Below are 20,705 nucleotides of genomic sequence, written 5' to 3'. Positions count from 1 at the left end.
CTTTGATCGCGTTAAGGCGCTCGCTCTGATGGGCCGTGATTTGCAATTTCCCGCTGAATAAGAGACACTTTTTTTCGTGCATGTTTCAGGCGGTGCCCGGGGAGGTGCTGATGCTGCTGGATTTTAGTGGTTCTGAGTTTGTCAGCGATGTCAAAGCGGAGGATCTTCCCGAAGGGTCTGTGCGCACCTTATTATCTTTGTGGGAAAGCCGCCGGGCGGGGAGGGTGATGCCCGAACGCAAGGATTTCAATCCTTCTGAAATGGTTGGCCTGCTGCCCGATTTGTGCCTGATGGATATCGAGGCAGGAAGCGGGCGCTTGCGTGTGCGCCTGTTTGGCACAAGGCTGGTCGCGATGTCGGGGATTGATCTGACCGGGCATTATATCGATGAAGTAAAGGGCGGTCGTGGGGTGATCGAACGCTGTGATGTCTTGATAAGGCGCAAGGCCCCCATCTATCGCCGGAATATTCCCCTTAAATGGTCGCCGCGCACCTATCGCAGCTATGATGTTCTGGCCTTGCCTTTGTCATCAAACGGGGTTGATGTGACGATGATCCTGTTCTTGCTGGAATTCAATTAACTCCAGATTATATCCGCGTTTTCCGGGCCATCGGCATCGGGCAGGTCGATCAGGACCATGGTGCCCTTCCCCGGCCTACTTTCAATTTTGAGCCTGCCTTGATGGGCCGCCACAAATGCGGCCACAAGGGGCAGCCCCAGCCCGGTTCCCTGATGGCGGCGGGTCATGGCTCCATCAACCTGCCCAAAGGGGGTAAGGGCCTGGGTGATATCCTCTTTGCTCATGCCGATCCCGGTATCGGTGATGCTGACATGGCAGCCACCATCGCTTTTGGCTTTGATTTCAAGATGGATCGATCCACCCTTACCGGTGAATTTGATGGCGTTGGACAGCAGATTGAGCAGGATCTGCTTGAACAGGCGGCGATCCAAAGTCATCGAGAAATTATCCGGTGTGATCAGGCTGTGGATGCTGACATCCGCCTGATCCGCCCGTTCCTGCACCAGCCGCAGGCATTGGCTCACAACATTGGGGATATCCACCCTGGATGGGTATATCTCCAGTCGTCCCGCCTCGACCTTCGACAGGTCGAGGATGTCGTTGATGATCTCAAGGAGATGGGTGCCCGACCGATGCACATCGGCAGCATATTCGCTATAGCGGCGATCTCCCAGTGGCCCCAGCACTTCATCCTTGATGATCTCCGAAAAACCCAGAATGGCATTGAGAGGGGTGCGCAATTCGTGGCTCATATTGGCAAGAAATTCCGATTTCGTGCGGTTGGCCAGTTCAGCGGCATCCCGGCTTTTGCGCAATTCGGTTTCATATCTTTTTTCATCGGTGATATCGCGGCCAATGAGCAAAACCACCTTTTCTCCATCGACGATCATCAGTTCTGCGGAAAATTTGACGGGGAAGGTCGAGCCATCCCGGCGCCTCACATTGGCTTCCATATGCCGGATGCAGCCATCGCTTTTAAGGGTGGCGGCAATCTTGAGCGGAATAGTGGGATCTTCCCAGATTTCCAGATCAAAGATGCTTTGCCCCAGGATGGCCCGTCGGCTCAGGCCGACGGCGTTGGACAGATTATCGTTCACATCCAGAAAAATGCCAGTCCGCATGAAAGTAAGAGACATCATATCGGGCGTGGCATGAAAAACCCGCTTGAAAAGTTCATCGGATCGTTCCTGGGCGCGCTCGGTCTGTTTTAATTGGGTGATGTCGGTGAGAGAGGCCAGAATCGCCGGTCCATCGGGCCAATCGACCAAAGTCGCCCGGCAATTCACCCAAAATTCAGCGGCATCGGGCCGGGACAGGCGAAAACGGTCAAATTCATCAACCGCCTCACCCCGCATCCGGCGCTTCACACTATCGGCAACCCGCTCCCGATCATGGCGGTGAATCCATTCCAGAATCGACTTTTGCAGCAAAGGGCGATCGTCGCTCACCCCCAGCATATCTTTCATCGCCTGATTGATATAGAGGGGCGCAGCCCCACGATGCACCACAAAGCCCTGGGTGGCCATTTCCATCATCTGCGAGACGGATGATGCCGGCAGCACATCGATTCTAGGCGCTGAACGCTCTGCGTCCTTGCTGGCTAAGCTAATGACATCGCGTGCATTTTTATCGTCAATGCGCTGGTCCTGTTCGTCCATCATGCGCTTTCTTGTTCATCTCGGCACTGATCGGTCAGGCGGATTGCGGCTTAAATGCCATAAATATACAGTATTTTTTATGATCCGTATCAACTCTTGATACAAGAATAAAAATTACAGACAACTATCTCAGGTTTATCCGTCACCGCCGCTGCACTCATGCCTTACAGCCAAGGCGGATTAAGCTTTGCGCAAGGAAGCGCTGCTAGAATTTTGTGGCCTGCGATGAAACATGATGAAAAAATGAGTCTGTCCTTACAGCTAAGCTTGCCCTATTATTGCACTGCAATAGATTCTGCCCCTAAGATTGAGGGTCGATTAACGCTTTTACAGATTGGTTTGCGGAATGCTTTATTCATTATACGAACTTCAGCACACGGCCGTGGCTCCAGCCCGTTATCTGGCGGATCAAGGGCAAATTCTTTTTCGTAACCCAATGAATCCCTTAAGCTTTACCCCCATGGGCCGGATGACATCGGCGGCTCTTGATCTGTTTGAACACAGCACAAGGCGCTATGGAAAGCCGCGTTTCGATCTGGATTGGACCCATATCGATGGCCGCGATGTGCGGGTGACCGAAGAAATCATGTATCGCAAGGGCTTTGGGCAAATTAAGCGCTTCGTGCGGGATATCAGGCGGCCAAATGATCCAAAGGTTTTGCTGGTGGCGCCGATGTCGGGGCATTTTGCAACCCTTTTGCGCGGCACGGTCGAGGCGCTTTTGCCTGATCATGATGTGTATATCACCGATTGGCGCGATGCCCGCGATATCCCTTTGTTCGAGGGGCGTTTTGATCTCGATGATTACATCGATTATGTGATTGGCTGGCTCGAAGATATCGGCCCGAAATGCCATGTGATTGCGGTGTGTCAGCCTGCGGTGCCGGTTTATGCCGCCGTGGCCCGGATGGAGGCTGAAAAAAACCGTGCCGCCCCGGCTTCGATCACCTTGATGGGTGGGCCGATCGATACCCGTGCCAATCCCACAGCGGTGAATGAATTGGCAACCACCCGGCCTTTGAGCTGGTTTGAGCGCAATGTGATCACCCATGTACCGCCGCCCAATGCGGGCATGTTGCGCAAGGTTTATCCCGGATTTTTGCAATTGGCCGGGTTCATGAGCATGAATTTGGGCGATCATATGATGAAGCATCATGAATTCTTCAATCATCTGGTGGAAGGCGATGGCGAAAGCGCGGATGCGACCCGGTTTTTCTATGAGGAATATCGCTCGGTCATGGATATGACAGCGGAATTTTATCTGCAAACCATCGAAACCGTTTTCCAGACCCATGCCCTGCCGAAAGGCGAGATGATGCATCATGAGCATCGGGTTGATCCCAAGGCGATCACCCGCACCGCCATCCTGTGTGTTGAGGGCGAGCGCGACGATATTTCAGGCATCGGCCAAACCAGATCGGCGCTCGATCTGGCCAGCAATCTCGATCCGGCGAAAAAGCGCTATTTCATGGCCCCCAAGGTTGGCCATTATGGCATTTTCAATGGCCGCCGCTGGCGCGAGGTGATCGCCCCTGAAGTCAAGGCCTTCATTCGCCAGCATGATGGGAATTAGGGTCCGGTCCACCCGGACGGTAAGGGCCTGACTATTTCCTGCATTCGGCCATCCCTTGATCTTGGCTTCATCTCGCCGCATTCTGGTGCTGTGATATGATGTCTGATGCGGATAAGGGAGGCGATGGGTGCGATTGTTTCTGATGATGATGGGGGTCATTCTGATGATGGCCGCCCCCTGTGCCAAGGCTTCTGATCTGTTTGCGTCCTTGCCTGATCTGCTGAGCGGTCATTTAGCGCAAGGGGGCATGGTGATCGGCAAAACCACCCCCGGATCGTCGGTTTTCCTCAATGATCAGCCCATAAGGGTGGCGGTTGATGGGCGCTTTGTCATCGGCTTTGGGCGCGATGCCCCGCTTTCGCACATCTTGCGGATAAAAAGCCCGGATGGTCGGGTGGCGCAGCATGATCTGACACTGGAAGATCGTGAATTCAAGGTGGAACGGGTGGATGGCCTGCCCCCCGATACCGTAACCCCGCCGCCGGAATATTATGAGCGTCGCCGCCATGAAACCGGGCTGGTGCGCACGGCCCGCGCGGAAATGAGCGATCTGATGGCTTGGAGCGAAGGCTTCATTCTGCCCGCCAAGGGGCGGATTTCGGGCGTTTATGGCTCCCAAAGAATCCTGAATGGTGAGCCGCGCTCGCCCCATTATGGTTTGGATGTGGCGGCGGCGCCGGGCACTGCGGTGGTGGCCCCGGCAGCCGGGATCGTGCGCCTGGCCGCGCCCGATTTTCTGCTGGAAGGCGGCATTTTGATCATCGATCATGGGTTTGGGGTCAGTTCCACCCTGATGCATCTTAAATCTGTTGATGTGGCAGTGGGCGATCAGGTGAAACAGGGCGAGCCTGTTGCCACCTTGGGGGCCACGGGGCGGGCCAGCGGGCCGCATGTGGATTGGCGGATCAATTGGCTGGATACCCGCATCGATCCCCAATTGGTGCTTCAGATGCCCCAACAGGAGGGCGCGGCCCCATGAGGGGTGCAGCACTGAAGGCGCTTGCCTGTTTCGGGCTGATCGGCCTTTTGGCCCCCATGGCCAAAGCGCAGGATGTGAAAATTTCCATGGATGCGGCGGTGATGAGCGATCTGGTGGATCGCGGGCTTTCCTTATCCGATGAAGATCCATCGGCCAGCTTTGGGATTTTTGCCGATCTTGGCAGACATTTTTATAGCGGGCTTACGGTGGCCAGCATTGATGATTTCATGGGCAATGATGCGCGCATCAGTGGGATCGTCGGGCTGAGCCTGCCGCTCGAGGCCTATCAGCTTGATCTTTCGGTGCTGGCGGATGGATTTGTGGGCGGCGATGGCTTTGTCACCCCTGAGATACGCGCGCGCCTCTCACGCGATCTGGGGCTTTTTGTGGCGGCGGCGGGCGTTTCCTATGCCCCTGATGGCCGCTGGAGCTTACGCAATCGCGATGTTTTATACAGCTATCTGGAAACCGAAGTGCCGATCCCCCGCCTGCCCTGGCTCACGGCGGTGGCGCATGTGGGTTATGAACTGTTTGATGGGGCGGCCAATAAAACCGATTGGGGGATGGGCTTGGCGGCGGGCTATCAGGCTTTTGAATTCAGCCTGAATTATGAAGACAGCGATCGCAATGATCCGCGCGGCGATGCCCGGTTGGTGGCAGCCTTGCGCGTTTTCTTCTAGGCTATGTGGCTGATCAATGGCCTTTGGTAAGGCCCGCAGCCTTGATCCCGGCTAAGGCCGGATCGATGCGTTGGCGGATGGCATTCAGCAAATGGGGGGTGGTGGCAATGATCGCAGATTGTCGGGCGCTGGGCTGATTGTAATTGAGGGGCGCCCCTGTTTCATCAAGGCAAATGCCCCCGGCTTCGTGCAAAATCAGATCCGCTGCCGCCAGATCCCAATCGCATTTGGGGCGCAGGCTGATCATGGCTTCGGCCCGCCCCGCGCCAATGGATGACAGCCGCAAAGCCAAAGCGGGCAAGGAGAGATAGCGCATCTGCGGCCATTGAAGGGGCCAGTGCCGCGCATCGTGCATCAGCTCTTTTTCGGCAAATATCTTGCAGCCCTCAAGGCTTTTGCGCTTGCTCACCTTCAGGCTTTTGCCATTCAGGCTGGCCCCGCAGCCTGTTTGGGCGAGATACATTTCATCAGAAGCAGGGCGATAAACGGCCCCCAGAACCGGTCGGCCATTTTGGACCAAAGCCACTGAAACTGCAAAGGATGGATCACCCCGCAAAAACGCGCGGGTGCCATCGATGGGATCAACGACCCATGTCGCGGCTTTCGAGAGGCGTTCGGGATCATCCCTGCTTTCTTCCGATAGCCAGCCGGTTTCATGATCTATCTGCAGGCGTTCATGGAGCAGATCATTGACCGCGAGATCGGCTTCGCTCACCGGATCATTGGGATTTTTTTCCCAAGCCCTGACCGGCATCCCGAAATAGCCGAGGGCCAGGGCTCCGGCGTCTCTGACGATCTGCTCCAATTCCTCGAGGTTTTGGCTGAGAGGGGCGGGCTGGCTCATGTCCCGGCGACGGTCATCCTGCCGATCAAAAGGGTCGGGGCATTGGTGGAAAAGCGAAAGGCCAGATCATTGGCCGGGGTGAGTGTGGCAAACATCTCCTTCAGATTGCCGGCAATGGTCATTTCGCTCACGGCATGGCTGATCTGGCCGTTTTCGATCAAAAAACCTGCCGCGCCCCGGCTATAATCGCCGGTCACCGGGTTCACCCCCATGCCGATCAGTTCGGTCACATAAAAGCCCCGGCTCACGGAGCCGATGAGATCTTCGGGCGTGGATGTGCCCGGCTCCATATATAAATTGCTTGTGGAGGGGCCGGGGGCCGATGAAATCCCCCGCGTGGCCGATGCGGTTGAGTTTAGATCGAGCTTGCGGGCGGTGGCGCAATCAAGCACCCAGCTTTGCAGGATACCATCCTCGATCAGGGTGAGCGGCCTGGTTTCCAATCCTTCGCCATCAAAGGGGCGGGAGCCAAGGCCCCGCACCCGCCGGGGATCATCAAGGATGCGGATGCCCGGCGCAAACACCGGCTCATGCATTTTTTTGAGCAGAAAGCTGGTGCCCCGGGCAATGGCCGCGCCATTCACAGCTTGGGCAAAATGGCCGAGCAGGCTATTTGAAACCCGGGGATCGAAAATGACCGGCAGGCTGCCGGTAGGCAGGCGGCGGGCCCCCAACCGGCGCACCGTGCGCTGGCCCGCTTCGCGCCCCACGCTTTCCGCCGAGGCCAGATCGGCAAAATGGCGGGCCGTGCTGAAATCATAATCGCGTTCCATGGCGGTGCCTTCGCCCGCCAGAACCGAGGCCGAAACGGAAAAACTGGTGCCATCATAGCCACCCAGAAAGCCGCTGCTGGTGGCAAGATCAACCCGCATGCTGGATGCCCCGGCCCCCGCGCCCCCGCTATTGGTCACACCGGGCACCGCGCGGGCGGCGTCTTCGGCTTCTTGCGCCAAAGCGGTGAGCGTCGCCTCGTCGATCTCGTTCTGATCATGGAGTTCAAGGCCCTCAGCATTTCTGATCCGGGCCAGCAAAGCCGGGTCCGCCAAGCCGATCCATGGGTCTTCGGGGGCCACCCGGGCCATGGCGATGGCGCGCTCCACCAAAGCCGCGCGGCCATCGGGATTGGGATCGGAGGTGGAGACCGTGGCGCTGCGCTGGCCGATCATCACCCGCAAGCCAAAAGCCGTGCTTTCGGATCGCTCGGCATCTTCCAGAACGCCCAATCGATAGCTGATTCCGATGCTGCGATCCGATATGGCCAAGGCATCGGCGCCATCGGCTCCGGCTTTTTTTGCCCGCTCGATCAGATCGGCAAGGATATCGGCGGCGCTGTTGCTTTGGGCTGGTTTGGTGATGGATGGGGGCATAGGGCCTCTCTGGTGGTGCGTGAACATGCCTAGATATATGAGCCCATGACCATCACAAGACAAGACATGACAGGCCCTGGAGATGGGATCGCGATCACCCCAAAAAGGCGCGCATCAAGAGAAAGGCCCCCGCAGAGGGTGCTGCGGAGGCCTGACAGAAGATCATGAAGCCCAAGGCAAGTGGGTCGGAACAGGGGGAACGTCGTGCGCTTCATGATCACAAGGCGCGAGTAAAAACCCGACCTTGCACCAATCACTATAGCTAAAGTGCCAGAATATGTCATCCCCATGCGCGATGTTGCCTCATCACTTCACTGTGAAATATCATGTCATATTCGCGTAAAAATAAAAATGTCAGCCATGCCGCCACTCGGGGGCTGTGCAAAGCGGGATTTCTGTGGTTCTTTTTATGGTCAGGTTCGATTGCACTTGTGATCGGGCTTAGAAAGAAAAAAACATGGCCGACGAACAAGGCCGCATTGTGGGAATCTGGAGAGGGATATATGGCTGATAACAGCATCGGTTCCGCAGCCTCGGGAGGCAGGGGCGAATTATTCGGGCATCCAAAAGGTTTATATGTTCTGTTCATGGCAGAAATGTGGGAGCGCTTTTCCTATTATGGGATGCGGGCGCTGCTGATTTTCTACCTGACCCAGCATTGGCTTTTTTCCGATGGCTCGGCCTCTTTGATTTATGGCACCTATACCTCGCTGGTGTATATCACGCCGGTGCTGGGCGGTTATCTGGCGGATAAATATCTTGGCCAGCGCAAGGCGGTTTTATTTGGGGCCATCATGCTCACCTGCGGCCATGGCCTGATGGCTTTTGAAGGCACGGGTGGCCAGGATGATCCCGCCCTCAATATTTTCTGGCTGGCCCTTTCTTTCATCATCGTTGGTTCGGGCTTTTTGAAAGCCAATATTTCGGTGATTGTTGGTCAGCTTTATTCCCTCACCGATGCGCGCCGCGATGGGGCCTATACGATCTTTTATATGGGCATCAATGTGGGGGCGGCCATCGGCACCATCGTTGCCGGATATCTGGGCCAAACCTATGGCTGGAAATATGGCTTTGGCGCTGCGGGCATCGGGATGCTGCTCGGTCTTTTGGTTTTTGTGTGGAAAACGCCTTTGCTGCTGGGCCGGGGTGAATCCCCCGATCCGGCGCGGTTGAAGCGCAAAATCGCTGGTCTTCTCAGTCTGGAATGGACGCTTTATCTGCTGTCTTTGCTTTCGGTTGGCGGCATCTGGATGCTGGTTCAGATGCAAGGCGCGGTGGGCAGCCTGCTTTTGGGCTCTGGCATTATTTTGCTGGGCTATGTGATTTATGAGGCGATGACCAAGCTCAGCCCCCATGAGCGCGACCGGATTTTCGCTGTGGTGTTTCTGATCGCCTTGCAGCCGCTTTTCTGGGGATTGTTCGAGCAGGCGGGGTCGTCGCTCAATCTGTTCACGGATCGTTATGTGGATCGCATGGGCGTTCCGGCATCGGTGTTTCAATCGCTGAACCCGATTTATATCGTGTTGCTGGGGCCGGTTTTTGCGGGGCTATGGGTATTTTTGGCCAAGCGCGGGCTGGAACCGTCCACCCCGGCCAAATTCGGCCTTGGGATCGTGCAATTGGGGCTGGGGTTTCTGGTGCTGGTTGTGGGGGCCCATCTGGTGGGCGTCAATGCGGCGACCCCGGTCGTGTTTATTTTCCTGATTTATCTGCTGCACACCACGGGTGAGCTGTGCTTATCGCCGGTGGGGCTTTCGGCCATGAACCGGCTGGCGCCCAAGCATATGGCCAGCCTGATCATGGGGGCGTGGTTTTTTGCCACCGCCGGGGGCAATTTCGTTGCCGGCTTGATCGCCAGCGCCACGGGCAGCGGCGGCCATGCCGGGGGGACGGATATGGCCAAGGAATATGTTCTGGAAATCTACACCACCATCGGCTTTGTGGCTTTGGGTGTGGGGGTTCTGGTCATGATGATTGCGCCGCTGGTGAAACGGCTGATGCATCTCGATACCCTGAAAGATGATCTGGAACTGGCGGGCTATGAAGAGGTGGGCGAAGCGCAGGCCGCTGGCATCCACCCGGAGCGGGAAACAAGATCATAAAATCGGGGCTTCAATCATCTTTTGAGGAGGCAACATGCTGAAAGATAAAAGGCTGAAAGACAAAACAGCGGGACTGGCCATCGCCGCAGCCATGACGCTCACCCTATCGGGTTGCGCGACCGCCCTTGGCAATGGGGGCGCGTCTGGCTCAATCGCAACGGCGGAAGCATCGGCAGGCAAGGGATCAGATACGGCGCGCTCTGCCGCTGATCCCTATCCCTCGACCTATCGCCCGCTGGCAAGCCGACCCACGCTCATTCGCAATGCCGTGGTGCTGGATGGTGCGGGCAATCGCATCAATGATGGATCGGTGCTGCTACAAGACGGCAAAATCAGTGCCATTGGCAAAGATATCAAAGCCCCGGCGGATGCGGTGATCATCGATGCCGCAGGCAAATGGGTCACACCCGGGATTATCGATGTGCACAGCCATCTGGGGGTTTATCCTTCCCCCGGGGTGCGGGCTCATTCCGATGGAAATGAAGCCACGGCCCCGGTCACCGCCAATGTGTGGGCCGAACATTCGGTGTGGCCGCAAGATCCCGGTTTCGTGCGGGCTTTGGCTGGTGGGATCACCGCTTTGCAGGCCTTGCCCGGCTCGGCCAATTTGTTTGGCGGGCGGGGAGTGACCTTGAAAAACGTGCCGGCGCGCACGGTTCAGGGGATGAAATTTCCCGATGCGCCTTATGGTTTGAAAATGGCCTGTGGGGAAAATCCCAAGCGGGTTTATGGTAGCAAGGGGCGTTCGCCTGCAACCCGGATGGGCAATTTTGCGGGCTATCGCGAAAGCTGGATCAAAGCCACCGATTATAAGGTGAAATGGGATGAGTATGAGGCCAAGGCCGCGCGCGGAGACAAGGTGAAGGCACCCAGCCGCGATCTTGAGTTGGACACCCTGAAAGGTGTTCTGGATGGCGACATCATCGTTCATATGCATTGCTATCGCGCTGATGAAATGGCTCAGGTGATTGATATGTCAAAGGAATTCGGCTATCAGGTGGGCACCTTCCATCATGCGGTCGAAGCCTATAAAGTGGCTGATCTGCTGGCTGAAAATGGCACCTGTGCGGCCATGTGGGCGGATTGGTGGGGCTTTAAGATGGAAGCCTATGATGGCATTCGCGAAAATATCCCCTTCGTGCATCAGGCCGGGGCCTGCGCCATCGTTCATTCCGATTCCGAAGTGGGGATCCAAAGGCTCAATCAGGAAGCCGCTAAAGCCATGGCCGATGCCAATAAGGCAGGGCTGAAGATCAGCAAGGAAACCGCATGGACATGGCTGAGCCTTAATCCGGCGCGGTCCTTAGGGATCGATGCGCAAACCGGCAGCCTTGAACCCGGCAAGAATGCCGATGTGGTTTTATGGACGGATGATCCCTTCTCCAGCTATGCAAAAGCGGAAAAGGTTTATGTGGATGGGGCTTTGGTCTGGGATTTGAATGATCGCGCCGTGCAGCCGGTGATGGATTTCGAATTGGGCCAACCCGGTGCGGGAGATGCGAAATGAAAGCTTTGGCAACATCTTTGGCAACATCCCTGATGGCCGGTCTGTCGCTTTTTGCCGGGCAGGCCGATGCCCAATCCATTGCCATTACCGGCGGTACCATCCACAGCATGGGCCCGGCGGGCCTGATCGAGGATGGCACCCTTTTATTGAAGGATGGGGTGATCGAGGCGGTGGGCGATAGCGCGTTGGCCGTGCCCGATGGCTATCGGGTGATCAAGGCCGAGGGCCGCCCGGTGACCCCGGGCATTTTCGCCGCCTTCACCCAGATCGGTCTGGTCGAGGTGGGCGCGGTGGAAGATACCCGCGATGGCAGCGTCAGCGGTGATGTGCCCTTTCATGCGGCTTTTGATGTGAGCTATGCCATTAATCCTGCTTCCAGCCTTGTTCCCGTCACCCGGATCGAGGGGATCACCCGCGCCGCTGTTACGGCTTCGGGCGGGGATCATGTGCTGGCAGGCCAGGGCGTGCTCATCCATTTGGGTGAAGGCATGGATCTGGTGACCCGGCCCCGCGCCTTCATGACCGCCTATCTGGGGGCCGATGGGGGTGATAAAGCTGGAAATTCCCGCGCGGGGGCAGTGATCTGGCTGGTCAATGCCCTGAAAGATGCCAATCGCTATGCCAAGGCCCCCAATCCGTCTGAATGGGCGGGGGTGGTCAGCGCCCTTGATGCTGAAGCCTTGGCCCCGGTGGTGCGCGGCGATCAAAAGCTTTTGATCCATGCCAGCCGGGCTGGTGATCTATTGCAGGTGATCCGCCTGAAAAAGGACATGCCGAAGCTTGATCTGGCGATTGTTGGCGCGGCTGAAGGCTGGATGCTGGCCGATCAATTGGCGGCGGCAAAAATCCCGGTGATCATGCAGCCCTTCGATAATCTGCCGTCGGATTTCTCGCATCTGGCCGCGACCCAGAAAAATGCGGCGCGTTTAACCCAAGCGGGCGTGCTGGTGGCCATTGGCGATACGGGGGCGGATTCCCATAATGCCCGGCTTGTTTTGCAATATGCCGGGAATGCGGTGGCGAATGGCATGGATTGGGCTGATGCTTTGGCCTCCATTACCATCAATCCGGCGCGGCTTTATGGGGTGGAAAAGGAACTTGGATCACTGGAACCGGGCAAGCGCGCCGATGTGGTGATCTGGGATGGCGATCCTTTGGAGGTGATGTCGAGCCCGGATGCGGTTTTCATTGATGGCGATGAAATCGAATTGGTCTCCCGGCAAACGCTTTTGCGGGATCGCTATATGAATTTGGGCGGCGATCAGCCCTTTGCCTATCGCGATTGAGGTTTAAGCGAATTTTAAAAGGAGCCAAAGACTGTGTTTTTGGCTCCTTTTTTCGGCCTTTATTTTTTGGCCTCAGAAAAGCTTCGGCTTTTAGATGCGCCATTTTCGCTGGACGGACTATCAGGATCGTATTATTTTGATAGCTATGAATAAGATCGCATTCAAATCTGACCATGGTGATTGGGCCGCTCGCGGTAAATCGCGAGCCTTTTATTCCGGCTTGCGTTCCGGGTTGGCGGCATTCACCAGTTTTTATGAGCCGCGCCCCCGCCCAGCCCCTGCTGATGAAGCTGATGCCTTGGCTGATGATTTCGATCGGATTGGCAAGGATGGCCAACGCAGCCTGCGGAATGTTCGGAAGAAATATCGTTTGTGAGTGATCAGCAATCATCCGGTGACAATTCCAAAGAAAAAGGCATGGAATCCGTTCCTTCGGAGGTGAATGCAGACAATGACGAAAGCGCCGATGGCGGCTTAGTTATGGTTGCACGAAGCTATAAGGGTCCCATTCCCCCGCCAGATATTTTGGAAGCTTATGATGATCTGGTGCCGGGCGCTGCAGCAGAAATCATCGCCAATTGGGGCAAGGAATCCGATCATCGCCGCGAGATGGAGCGCCTTGGCCTGAAGGGTGAACTGGCAGCCGAAAAGCGCGGACAATATCTGGGGGCGTTCGTTGCTCTTTTTATTTTTGCTATGGCTTTTGCCGCGGGCTGGTTCGGGATGATTGAAATAGGGCTCGGCATATTGGCGATTGGCGTTGCAGGGATCATAACGGTTCTGGTCCGTGGCCGGAATGGCAATGCTTCCTGAGGATCAATCTGGGCTTCCTGAAGATCAATCTGCTTATTTTTTCACGAAGGCCTTCATCCGCGTTTTTCGTGCCAGTCCTTGAGGGCATTGGCCAGCAGCATGAAATCTGCGTGGCGGGCGGCGTTTTTCCGCCAGACAAGGCCAATGGTGCGGGCCGGTGCCTTTCCCGCCAAGGGCACGGTGCGCACATGGGTGCCGTTCAGAATGCCGCCTTCGATGGCCATTTCCGGGATCAGGGTCATCCCCATGCCATTATCCACCATCTGCACCAATGTATGAAGGCTGGTGCTGAGGATCGAGCGGGTGGGGTCGATGCCGGGCAAGGAACAGGCGGCCAGCGCATGATCGCGCAGGCAATGGCCTTCTTCCAGCAAAAGCAGGGTTTCGTGATCAAGGTCCTTTGGCTGCACCTCTGCGGGCAAGGGCGTGTCGCCGGGGGGGAAAGCGGCAAGGAAATGATCGTCGAACAAAGGTTCCAGATGCACATCGCCGCAGCGATAGGGCAAGGCATAGAGGATGATGTCGAGGCTCCCCGCATGCAGCTCGTGGCACAGGGTTTCCGACATCTGTTCGCGCAAATGCAGTTTTAAACCGGGATAGGCCCGGCGCAAAATGGGCATGGCCCGGGGCAACAAAAAAGGCGCAATGGTGGGGATGATCCCCATGCGGATGGTGCCGGTCAGAGGTTCTTTGGTGGCCATGGTCAATTCCACCAGTTCGTCCGCTTCGCGCAGCAGCTTTTTCGCCTTATGCACCACCGAGAGCCCCAAGGGTGTGAACCATAAAGCGCGGCGGGTGCGCTCAACCAAAGCCACATCGAGCAGGCTTTCCAGCTCGGCAATGCCCGATGAGAGGGTGGATTGCGTGACATGGCACATCTCGGCGGCCCGGCCAAAATGCATCTGATCGTGCAAAGCCACCAGATAGCGCAATTGTTTCAACGTGGGTGTGATCATGATCGCCTCAATCGATTAATGACATTCAAAATATCTGTTTGATCAATAATTGCAACAGTGTCACATAAAGGGTGTTCACATTGCGTGTCCACTCCAGCACAAAGGATAAAGATATGCTGACCATTGGTGATAAATTTCCCGCCTTCGATCTGAAGGCCATCAGCAATACCGATCTGCCCGATGGCGATTTTCCGCGCCTGACGGATCAGGATTTTTCCGGCAAATGGAAGCTGGTCTTTTTCTGGCCGAAGGATTTCACCTTCATTTGCCCCACCGAAATTCTGGCTTTCGATGCCTTGGCCGATGAATTTACGGATCGCGATTGCGTGGTTCTGGGTGCCAGCACCGATACCGATTTCGTGCATTTTGCCTGGCGGAAAAGCCGCGAAGATCTGGGCGCGGTGAAATTCCCCTGGCTTGCCGATAATAAGAAAGAATTGTCCAGCGCTCTTGGCATTCTGGAAAAGGATGAAGCCGTGGCCCTGCGCGCCAGTTTCCTTGTGGATCCCAATGGGATCATTCGGATGGTGCAGGCCAATGATCTGAGCGTGGGCCGCAATCCCGAAGAGGTTTTGCGTATCCTTGATGCCCTGCAAACCGATGAGCTGTGCCCGTGCAACTGGCATAGCGGCGAAGACACCATCGACGTGGCCAAAGAAGTCGCCTGATCTTTCTGCAAGCAGATGAAAAGGCCCGGTCGGCGCGCTGCTCTGGCCGGGCTTTTTCGTGAAAAATTCACAGACATAACAGGAGCAAAACCCATGGCACTCGAAGACTTGAAAGCGCTGATCCCCGATTATGCCAAAGACATCAAGCTCAATCTTTCGGCCTTGTCGCGGGAACAGGGGCTGAGCCAGCAGCAGCTTTATGGGACCCTGCTGGCCTGTGCGCTGGCTTCATCCAATGCCACGCTGATCTCGCATGTTCATGAAGAGGTGAGCACAAAGCTGAGCGATGAAGCGATCAATGCGGCCAAGGCGGCGGCATCGATCATGGCGATGAACAACATCTATTACCGCTTCGTGCATTTATCATCCCATGCCGATTATAAAACCATGCCGGCAAAGCTGCGGATGAATGTGATCGGCAATCCGGGCATCGATAAGGTTGATTTCGAGCTCTATTCGCTAGCGGTATCCGCCATCAATGGCTGCGGCATGTGCATCGATAGCCATGAAGCGGTGCTGCGGAAGGGTGGATTGAGCGCGGAAGCCATTCAAACGGCGGTCCGGATTGCGGCCATCGTTCATGCCGTGGCGTGCACCCTTGATGGAGAAGAAGCCCTCGCCTGAACGGTTTTTAGATGGTGCATGTGCCTGCTGTGGGGCTGAAAAAGAGGCCGGGTAGCCACTGGCACCCGGCCCGAGTCACGACAGCGAGGATATGCGGCCATTAAAAACAGCCACATAAGAACGTATGGCGAGAGCCAGATGGCTCCCGCTTCCGTTCAAGACACAGTGTTCACGAAATGCACTCTAATATCAAGAAAAAGGCATCTCTATTGTCATGTTTTTGACATTATTTGCGACAGATTCTGTCTCGGCAAAGGCTAAAACAGAAAACGTGCGCTAAGCTGTACCGTTCGCGCCGCGGCCGCAGAGCGTTGCACAAAATCCTGACCGGCGGAAGGCTTCATCATGGGGCCTCAAAATCCGAGGGCCTCAAACCAGCGCTTTCACCTTCTCAAAATCCGCATGTTCAAAGGCGGATGCCATGCGCCCGATATCCCTTGGCGACAAGCCTAAGCTTACGGCCTCTTTGCGCCATGTGGCCACCGCACGGCCAACTTCAATGGCAATGGCTTGGGCCTCTGCTTTTTTCAGGCCGTAATAGTCAGCCGTCTCAAATGCCAGAGTAATTGAGGCGGTCGGATCATCCATATCAATGGCTGTGGACAGCACACGCGGACGAATATCCACCGGGACCGGGTTCAGGTCATAGGCGGGGGACAAGCGCCACCCTTCATAGCTGCCATATAAGAACCCGTGGTTCCTGAGATGGTCGTCAGTGTTGGAAATGAGAACGCTGAACACAATCCGCCGCCAAAGCTGGCTCAAATCCTCTTTGGTTGCAGCGCCATATTGCCGGAGGGCATCGGCAATCTCAAGGTAGGAATGCATTTCGTTGTCGTTCGCGCCAAGCATGCTCATGGCCGACAGAAACGGGATACGCTCGCCGCCGATACGATCAAATCGACGAATGATAATAACCGGCTTGCCGCCAATCTGCTCAATGCGCCATTCCGGCACAGTGATACCCGCTTTCCTGGCAAGGGCAAGCGCAACCCCCTCCCATAGCACCACATTGATATCATCTAGCTGGTGCGGAAACTTGGCCAAGGCAAGCTGGCCGTCATGATCCCGAACCGATGCCTTGGGCCGCGCCCCACCCAAAGATGAACCCGGCACGATCAGCAGTTTAAGGTCTTCATCATCCTCTTCCTCATTGGCAACCCGTTCAACGGCTGAAAACAGGCGGGGCAATGCGACCAAAGGCGGAATACGCATGGACTCTTCAGGTGCCAAGAAAGGCCCATCCAGCGCCGTTTTAAAACGCAGCGCCCCTTGTCGCGCGTCATCATCCACCAAAAGCAGAAAGTCGGTTTCAAAAAGCGTGCGCGGGGTCTGGTTTTCACGTTCAGTCCGGCGGCGCTCTGCCCGGCGCATCAGCACGCGACCCCAACGGTCCGGCGCGGAATCGCCTATGGCTCCAAACAGTGCCTTTTCCGGTGGCGTGTGGAACGGTCCCGGCGCAAGTGCCAAGGCAGGCTCAAGCGCAAAGCGCTCGGCATGTTCCAGCCAGGTCGCATCATATTCGAAGGAAGCGCTTTCGCGGCCCTTGCGGATACGCGACCAAAGCCGACCAACCAAATGCGGCTCCCTAAGCAGATCAATATAGACAAAAATTTCGCGATCCATCAGTCGCCCTCTTTGGTATTGCTTGGTTTTTTGGGCTTGCGAATGCGCTGCGGTAAAAGTTCGTCCTCAAGGCTCAGGCCAATGGCATCATGTTTTGGGTCAACCAGATCAGACAAACGATCCGTCATCCCCAGAACAAAAAGGACCGTGGCGTACATGCCAAGGCTGACGCTGGGTTCACCCTTTTCAATTTTATTGAGCGTCATGCGGCTGATCATCGCCCGCTCCGCCATCACGGTTGTCGGGATACGCCGACGGCGGCGCGCATCGCGGATATCCGCGCCCAGCTTTCGCAGGGCACGGCGGACCGGGATCGGAAGATTGGCCTTGGTTTTTTCACTCATTATGTCCACCATCCTATACACTATATGGTTTAGTGCAAGTGATGGTGGACATTATTTCAAGAAAAATGCGTCCTTCAGACTATAAGAATGAACCCCGAATATCACCCGATCATGGCTCAGGCTAAAACAGAAAACGCGCGCTAAGCTGCACCGTCCGCGCCGGGGCCGCAGAGCGTTGCACAAAATCCTGTCCGGCGGTTTGGATCTGGTTCGATTGGGTGAAATTCACCGGAAAGCCGCTGTCATTATTGGCGTTGAACAGATTGAATATATCCATCCGCAGTTCCATTCTGTTGCTAAAGAGCGGGATTTCATAGGCCGCCCCCAGATCGATGGTGCTGGCAAAGGACAGCCGCCCGGAATTGCGATCAAAGCCCGGCGCCCTATCAGGATTGCCGGTGAATTGATCGGCGAAGGATAAGCCATCACCATTGAGATCGGTGGTGCCGAAAACCCGCGCATCGGGAACGAAATTGATCGGCTGCCCCGATTGGAAAAGCCCGGCGATGCTCAGGGTCAGCCCGTCCAGCGGATAAACCGAAAAGAGGGTGGAGAGGGCATGGGTGCGATCATTGAGCGAAGGCCCGAAATCAGCCGCGAAATCATTGGAATCATTGGCGCGGAAATTCACATCATCGGTATTGTTGGTCAGCCGCGACAGGGTATAGGCAATGAGGAAGGAATAGGGATCGGCATCGCGGGGTTTTTCCATGCTGATGGTTAGCGCCCGATAGCGCGAGCGGCCATCGGTTTCCGACATGATGATCGAGCGCGCCCCGCCCGCCGGGATGGAGCCATCCGCCAAAAGCGCGGGGCGGGTGGCATTGGCGGCATCCGATGAGCGCACCAGCCCCAGATCCTGACGTTGTTCGGGGGTCAAGGCGGCCACGGCTTCGGCACCCAAAGCATCGAAAGCCGCCTGATTGAATGTGAAGGGGGCGGGGGCATTCACATCGCGCAAACGCACCAGATTATGCCCTTCCGACCACATGCCATCGATGGACAACAGATAATTCCCAGGCATTTCCCATTGCCAGCCCAGGCTCGCCTGAAAGGCATAGGGATTATCCAGCCCATCGGGATTGAGAATCCGCAATTCGCTGGAGCTTAGCGCATTCTGGCGATCCCGAACCGATGCGGGATCGGGGCAATCGCCAAAGCCATTGCACAGATCGGCGGCATCGATGGCCCGCGTTCCGGCATTCGTCATCTGATCGATATCGGCATTGGCGGGCAACAGCCCCTGATCGATCAGGCTTTGCAATTGCCCGCGAAAGCCCGGGGTATCGGTGGAAAACTGCAAGGCATCCGAGACAACGGTATAGGGCACTTTTTCATAGAAAAGACCGACCCCCGCGCGCAGAGCCATATCTTTTCTGAAGGACCAGTTGGCTCCGATGCGGGGGGCGATATTATTGAAATCCCCCGATCCCGATGCCCCTTTCGACAGGCTGTCATATTCCCAGCGCAAGCCAAGGGTGACAGACAGATCCGGCGTCACCATGATCTGATCTTCGGCAAACAGGCTGTAGGTTTCCTGGCTGGTGCCAAAAGCCTGTGGCGCCGTTTCAAAAACTGCCTGGATCACATCGAGATTGGCCGGCAGATCATTGATGGAAAAATCGCTTCCCAGATTGCTGTTGCGCAAGGCACCAAGCTGCGCCTCATCGAGCATCAGCAGAAAATTGCCATTGGGATTGCCGCCGCCCTTCAGGCTGAAATCCGAAATAATCACATCACTGCCGAAGCTGAAGCGATGGCGGCCGCTTTCAAAGGAAAGCTTTTGCTGGAATTGCACGGTATTTTCCCGCTCGTCAAAAACGGAACCGGGATGCCCGATGGTCGCGATGGCCCGGCCCGAAGGATCGAGCAGGGTGGCTTGGGCATTCTCATTATCGGCCAAGGGCTTGGTGAAATTCCAATCAAAGCGGCTATATTGCACCGATCCGCTATAGGTGAAGCGATCCCCGCGATAGGTGGTGGTCAAGGCGGCATTGGTGGAATATCGGGTTTGTTCGCTGCCCGCAGAGGGAAAGATTGTGCCACCCGAAATGCCGCCGCCGGGGCGTTCCAATGTTACCCGGCCATGATTGAGGCGCAAGGTGCTTGATAAACGGTCTGTCCAGCGATGATCGATGCGCGCCGTGGTCAGCAGAAAATCATTCTGTCCGCTGATCTGTTCGGCCACCCCCAATTCCGGCACATTCAGCAGATTATTGGTGTCGTCGCGGGTATATTCCAAATTGATGAAATAAAAGGTCCGATCCTCGATGATCGGGCCGCCCACGGCAAATCCGGCCTGATAGCGCTGGAAATCATTGCTCACCAGATTGCCGCTCAGATCCCGGGGATTAAAGCCGTTATTCGAGGACAAGGCCCCCCCGGGGCGGGAGACGAAAAACAGCTCGCCTTCCACCTCATTGCCCCCCGATTTGGTGGTGACATTGACAATCCCATTGGCCGTGCGGCCAAATTCAGCGGAATAATTGCTGGCCAGAACCGTTACATCCTCAATCGCCCCGATGGGCACGGGAAAGCGCATGCCGCCCAGGAAATTCTCATTATTATCAAGGCCATCAATCATATAATTGGTGAACAGGCTATTGGCGCCATTGATCGCAATCGAAGGCGCTTCATTAAAAAAGCCGGTGGCCTGGGTCACATTCGGCAGGCGAAACAGCACCCGCTCAAGGCTGCGGCCTTCCACCGGCAGCCGTTCGATCTCATCGGCGCTGAAGCTGGCGGAAATTTCCGCATTGCTGCGATTGAGCCGCCCATAGCTGCGGCTGGCGGTGACGCTGATTTCTTCCAGTTCGCTTGCCGGCATCAGTATCAGCGATAGGCTGCTGTCAAATCCCGACCGAAGGTTGATGGCCTCGGTGCGGGCGGCGCGATAAGCCTCGGTGGGTTCTGTGCGGGCAATCCATTCGCCGCTGGTGGACAAGCCATTGAACCGCACCAATCCGCGCCGGTCGGTGGTGCCGGTGATCACCTGCCCGGTTTCCAGATTTTCCAGAATGACCGGAATATTTGAAAGGGGCTGGTTATCCACCGCAGTGCGCAGGCTGATATCCATGGAAACTTGCGCATGGGCGAGGGGAATGGCGGAAACACCGGCCATGAAAAGACCGACCAGAAAGGGTTTTAACATCATCTG

18 protein-coding genes are annotated in these 20,705 nt (G+C 56.3%); 11 read left to right on the top strand and 7 right to left on the bottom strand.

Annotation, left to right across the window (positions count from 1 at the left end):
* Positions 1 to 110: 110 nt before the first annotated feature.
* A complete protein-coding gene (locus QK300_RS08360; RefSeq protein WP_281301236.1) occupies positions 111 to 581 on the top strand; it encodes a PAS domain-containing protein in 471 nt (156 codons plus the stop codon).
* Here the strand turns inward: QK300_RS08360 and QK300_RS08355 are convergent.
* A complete protein-coding gene (locus QK300_RS08355) occupies positions 578 to 2,182 on the bottom strand; it encodes a PAS domain-containing hybrid sensor histidine kinase/response regulator (protein WP_281301235.1) in 1,605 nt (534 codons plus the stop codon). The genes QK300_RS08360 and QK300_RS08355 overlap by 4 nt on opposite strands.
* A gap of 343 nt (positions 2,183 to 2,525) precedes the next feature.
* Here QK300_RS08355 and phaZ point away from each other — a divergent pair, with 343 nt between their 5' ends.
* The 3 genes from phaZ to QK300_RS08340 all read left to right on the top strand — a co-directional run bounded on the left by phaZ (position 2,526) and on the right by QK300_RS08340 (position 5,411).
* On the top strand, positions 2,526 to 3,752 hold the full coding sequence (phaZ, locus tag QK300_RS08350) for a polyhydroxyalkanoate depolymerase (protein WP_281301234.1): 1,227 nt from the start codon (positions 2,526 to 2,528) through the stop codon (positions 3,750 to 3,752).
* 127 nt (positions 3,753 to 3,879) lie between these two features.
* On the top strand, positions 3,880 to 4,731 hold the full coding sequence (locus QK300_RS08345; RefSeq protein WP_281301233.1) for a M23 family metallopeptidase: 852 nt from the start codon (positions 3,880 to 3,882) through the stop codon (positions 4,729 to 4,731).
* Entirely contained in the window at positions 4,728 to 5,411 is a 684-nt protein-coding gene (locus QK300_RS08340; RefSeq protein WP_281301232.1) for a TorF family putative porin, read from the top strand. Before QK300_RS08345 ends, QK300_RS08340 begins: the two co-directional genes overlap by 4 nt.
* Positions 5,412 to 5,424: 13 nt before the next feature.
* On the opposite strand, the gene QK300_RS08335 is transcribed toward QK300_RS08340, so the two are convergent.
* Together QK300_RS08335 and QK300_RS08330 are read right to left on the bottom strand one after the other, a co-directional pair.
* Positions 5,425 to 6,255 carry a 3'(2'),5'-bisphosphate nucleotidase CysQ gene (locus QK300_RS08335; RefSeq protein WP_281301231.1) on the bottom strand — a complete coding sequence of 277 codons (831 nt, stop codon included), beginning with the start codon at positions 6,253 to 6,255 and terminating at the stop codon, positions 5,425 to 5,427.
* Positions 6,252 to 7,622 carry a TldD/PmbA family protein gene (locus QK300_RS08330; RefSeq protein WP_281301230.1) on the bottom strand — a complete coding sequence of 457 codons (1,371 nt, stop codon included), beginning with the start codon at positions 7,620 to 7,622 and terminating at the stop codon, positions 6,252 to 6,254. Before QK300_RS08330 ends, QK300_RS08335 begins: the two co-directional genes overlap by 4 nt.
* Positions 7,623 to 8,125: 503 nt before the next feature.
* Here QK300_RS08330 and QK300_RS08325 point away from each other — a divergent pair.
* The 5 genes from QK300_RS08325 to QK300_RS08305 all read left to right on the top strand — a co-directional run bounded on the left by QK300_RS08325 (position 8,126) and on the right by QK300_RS08305 (position 13,330).
* The gene (locus tag QK300_RS08325; RefSeq protein ID WP_281301229.1) at positions 8,126 to 9,724 is read left to right on the top strand and encodes a peptide MFS transporter; all 1,599 of its coding nucleotides are present in this window, start codon (positions 8,126 to 8,128) and stop codon (positions 9,722 to 9,724) included.
* Between the two features lie 34 nt (positions 9,725 to 9,758).
* Positions 9,759 to 11,231: an amidohydrolase gene (locus QK300_RS08320; RefSeq protein WP_281301228.1), complete on the top strand. Its 1,473-nt coding sequence runs from the start codon at positions 9,759 to 9,761 to the stop codon at positions 11,229 to 11,231.
* On the top strand, positions 11,228 to 12,517 hold the full coding sequence (locus QK300_RS08315) for an amidohydrolase family protein (RefSeq protein ID WP_281301227.1): 1,290 nt from the start codon (positions 11,228 to 11,230) through the stop codon (positions 12,515 to 12,517). Before QK300_RS08320 ends, QK300_RS08315 begins: the two co-directional genes overlap by 4 nt.
* A 94-nt stretch (positions 12,518 to 12,611) precedes the next feature.
* Positions 12,612 to 12,893 (top strand): hypothetical protein, encoded by a 282-nt coding sequence (locus QK300_RS08310; protein ID WP_281301226.1) that lies wholly within the window; start codon positions 12,612 to 12,614, stop codon positions 12,891 to 12,893.
* A gap of 41 nt (positions 12,894 to 12,934) precedes the next feature.
* Positions 12,935 to 13,330: a DUF2335 domain-containing protein gene (locus QK300_RS08305; protein WP_281301225.1), complete on the top strand. Its 396-nt coding sequence runs from the start codon at positions 12,935 to 12,937 to the stop codon at positions 13,328 to 13,330.
* A gap of 53 nt (positions 13,331 to 13,383) precedes the next feature.
* On the opposite strand, the gene QK300_RS08300 is transcribed toward QK300_RS08305, so the two are convergent.
* A complete protein-coding gene (locus QK300_RS08300) occupies positions 13,384 to 14,286 on the bottom strand; it encodes a hydrogen peroxide-inducible genes activator (protein ID WP_281301224.1) in 903 nt (300 codons plus the stop codon).
* A 113-nt stretch (positions 14,287 to 14,399) separates the two neighbouring features.
* Between QK300_RS08300 and QK300_RS08295 the strand changes: the two genes are divergently transcribed.
* Both QK300_RS08295 and QK300_RS08290 read left to right on the top strand, forming a co-directional pair.
* On the top strand, positions 14,400 to 14,954 hold the full coding sequence (locus QK300_RS08295; RefSeq protein WP_042087335.1) for a peroxiredoxin: 555 nt from the start codon (positions 14,400 to 14,402) through the stop codon (positions 14,952 to 14,954).
* Between the two features lie 93 nt (positions 14,955 to 15,047).
* Positions 15,048 to 15,578: a carboxymuconolactone decarboxylase family protein gene (locus QK300_RS08290; protein ID WP_281301223.1), complete on the top strand. Its 531-nt coding sequence runs from the start codon at positions 15,048 to 15,050 to the stop codon at positions 15,576 to 15,578.
* A gap of 369 nt (positions 15,579 to 15,947) precedes the next feature.
* Here QK300_RS08290 and QK300_RS08285 read toward each other — a convergent pair whose 3' ends face one another.
* The 3 genes from QK300_RS08285 to QK300_RS08275 form a co-directional block, all read right to left on the bottom strand.
* Positions 15,948 to 17,204, bottom strand: a complete 1,257-nt coding sequence (locus QK300_RS08285) for a HipA domain-containing protein (RefSeq protein ID WP_281301222.1) — start codon at positions 17,202 to 17,204, stop codon at positions 15,948 to 15,950.
* Entirely contained in the window at positions 17,204 to 17,548 is a 345-nt protein-coding gene (locus tag QK300_RS08280; RefSeq protein ID WP_281301221.1) for a hypothetical protein, read from the bottom strand. Before QK300_RS08280 ends, QK300_RS08285 begins: the two co-directional genes overlap by 1 nt.
* Positions 17,549 to 17,669: 121 nt before the next feature.
* Positions 17,670 to 20,702, bottom strand: coding sequence for a TonB-dependent receptor (locus tag QK300_RS08275; protein ID WP_281301220.1), 3,033 nt, complete (start codon positions 20,700 to 20,702; stop codon positions 17,670 to 17,672).
* Positions 20,703 to 20,705: the final 3 nt, after the last annotated feature.

It is taken from the genome of Iodidimonas sp. MBR-22 (assembly GCF_029946565.1).
In the GTDB taxonomy this organism is placed as follows: Bacteria; Pseudomonadota; Alphaproteobacteria; order Sphingomonadales; family Rhodothalassiaceae; genus Iodidimonas; species Iodidimonas nitroreducens.
The sequence above is the reverse complement of the archived record's forward strand: the minus strand, read 5'-3'. Positions and strand labels throughout refer to the sequence as shown.

Bases quoted from the DNA above. Each gene is read 5' to 3' on its own strand.
- QK300_RS08360 (WP_281301236.1), top strand. From the start codon at position 111: ATGCTGCTGGATTTTAGTGGTTCTGAGTTTGTCAGCGATGTCAAAGCG.
- QK300_RS08355 (WP_281301235.1), bottom strand. From the start codon at position 2,182: ATGATGGACGAACAGGACCAGCGCATTGACGATAAAAATGCACGCGAT.
- phaZ (WP_281301234.1), top strand. From the start codon at position 2,526: ATGCTTTATTCATTATACGAACTTCAGCACACGGCCGTGGCTCCAGCC.
- QK300_RS08340 (WP_281301232.1), top strand. From the start codon at position 4,728: ATGAGGGGTGCAGCACTGAAGGCGCTTGCCTGTTTCGGGCTGATCGGC.
- QK300_RS08335 (WP_281301231.1), bottom strand. From the start codon at position 6,255: ATGAGCCAGCCCGCCCCTCTCAGCCAAAACCTCGAGGAATTGGAGCAG.
- QK300_RS08330 (WP_281301230.1), bottom strand. From the start codon at position 7,622: ATGCCCCCATCCATCACCAAACCAGCCCAAAGCAACAGCGCCGCCGAT.
- QK300_RS08325 (WP_281301229.1), top strand. From the start codon at position 8,126: ATGGCTGATAACAGCATCGGTTCCGCAGCCTCGGGAGGCAGGGGCGAA.
- QK300_RS08320 (WP_281301228.1), top strand. From the start codon at position 9,759: ATGCTGAAAGATAAAAGGCTGAAAGACAAAACAGCGGGACTGGCCATC.
- QK300_RS08315 (WP_281301227.1), top strand. From the start codon at position 11,228: ATGAAAGCTTTGGCAACATCTTTGGCAACATCCCTGATGGCCGGTCTG.
- QK300_RS08310 (WP_281301226.1), top strand. From the start codon at position 12,612: ATGCGCCATTTTCGCTGGACGGACTATCAGGATCGTATTATTTTGATA.
- QK300_RS08305 (WP_281301225.1), top strand. From the start codon at position 12,935: ATGGAATCCGTTCCTTCGGAGGTGAATGCAGACAATGACGAAAGCGCC.
- QK300_RS08300 (WP_281301224.1), bottom strand. From the start codon at position 14,286: ATGATCACACCCACGTTGAAACAATTGCGCTATCTGGTGGCTTTGCAC.
- QK300_RS08295 (WP_042087335.1), top strand. From the start codon at position 14,400: ATGCTGACCATTGGTGATAAATTTCCCGCCTTCGATCTGAAGGCCATC.
- QK300_RS08290 (WP_281301223.1), top strand. From the start codon at position 15,048: ATGGCACTCGAAGACTTGAAAGCGCTGATCCCCGATTATGCCAAAGAC.
- QK300_RS08285 (WP_281301222.1), bottom strand. From the start codon at position 17,204: ATGGATCGCGAAATTTTTGTCTATATTGATCTGCTTAGGGAGCCGCAT.
- QK300_RS08280 (WP_281301221.1), bottom strand. From the start codon at position 17,548: ATGAGTGAAAAAACCAAGGCCAATCTTCCGATCCCGGTCCGCCGTGCC.
- QK300_RS08275 (WP_281301220.1), bottom strand. From the start codon at position 20,702: ATGATGTTAAAACCCTTTCTGGTCGGTCTTTTCATGGCCGGTGTTTCC.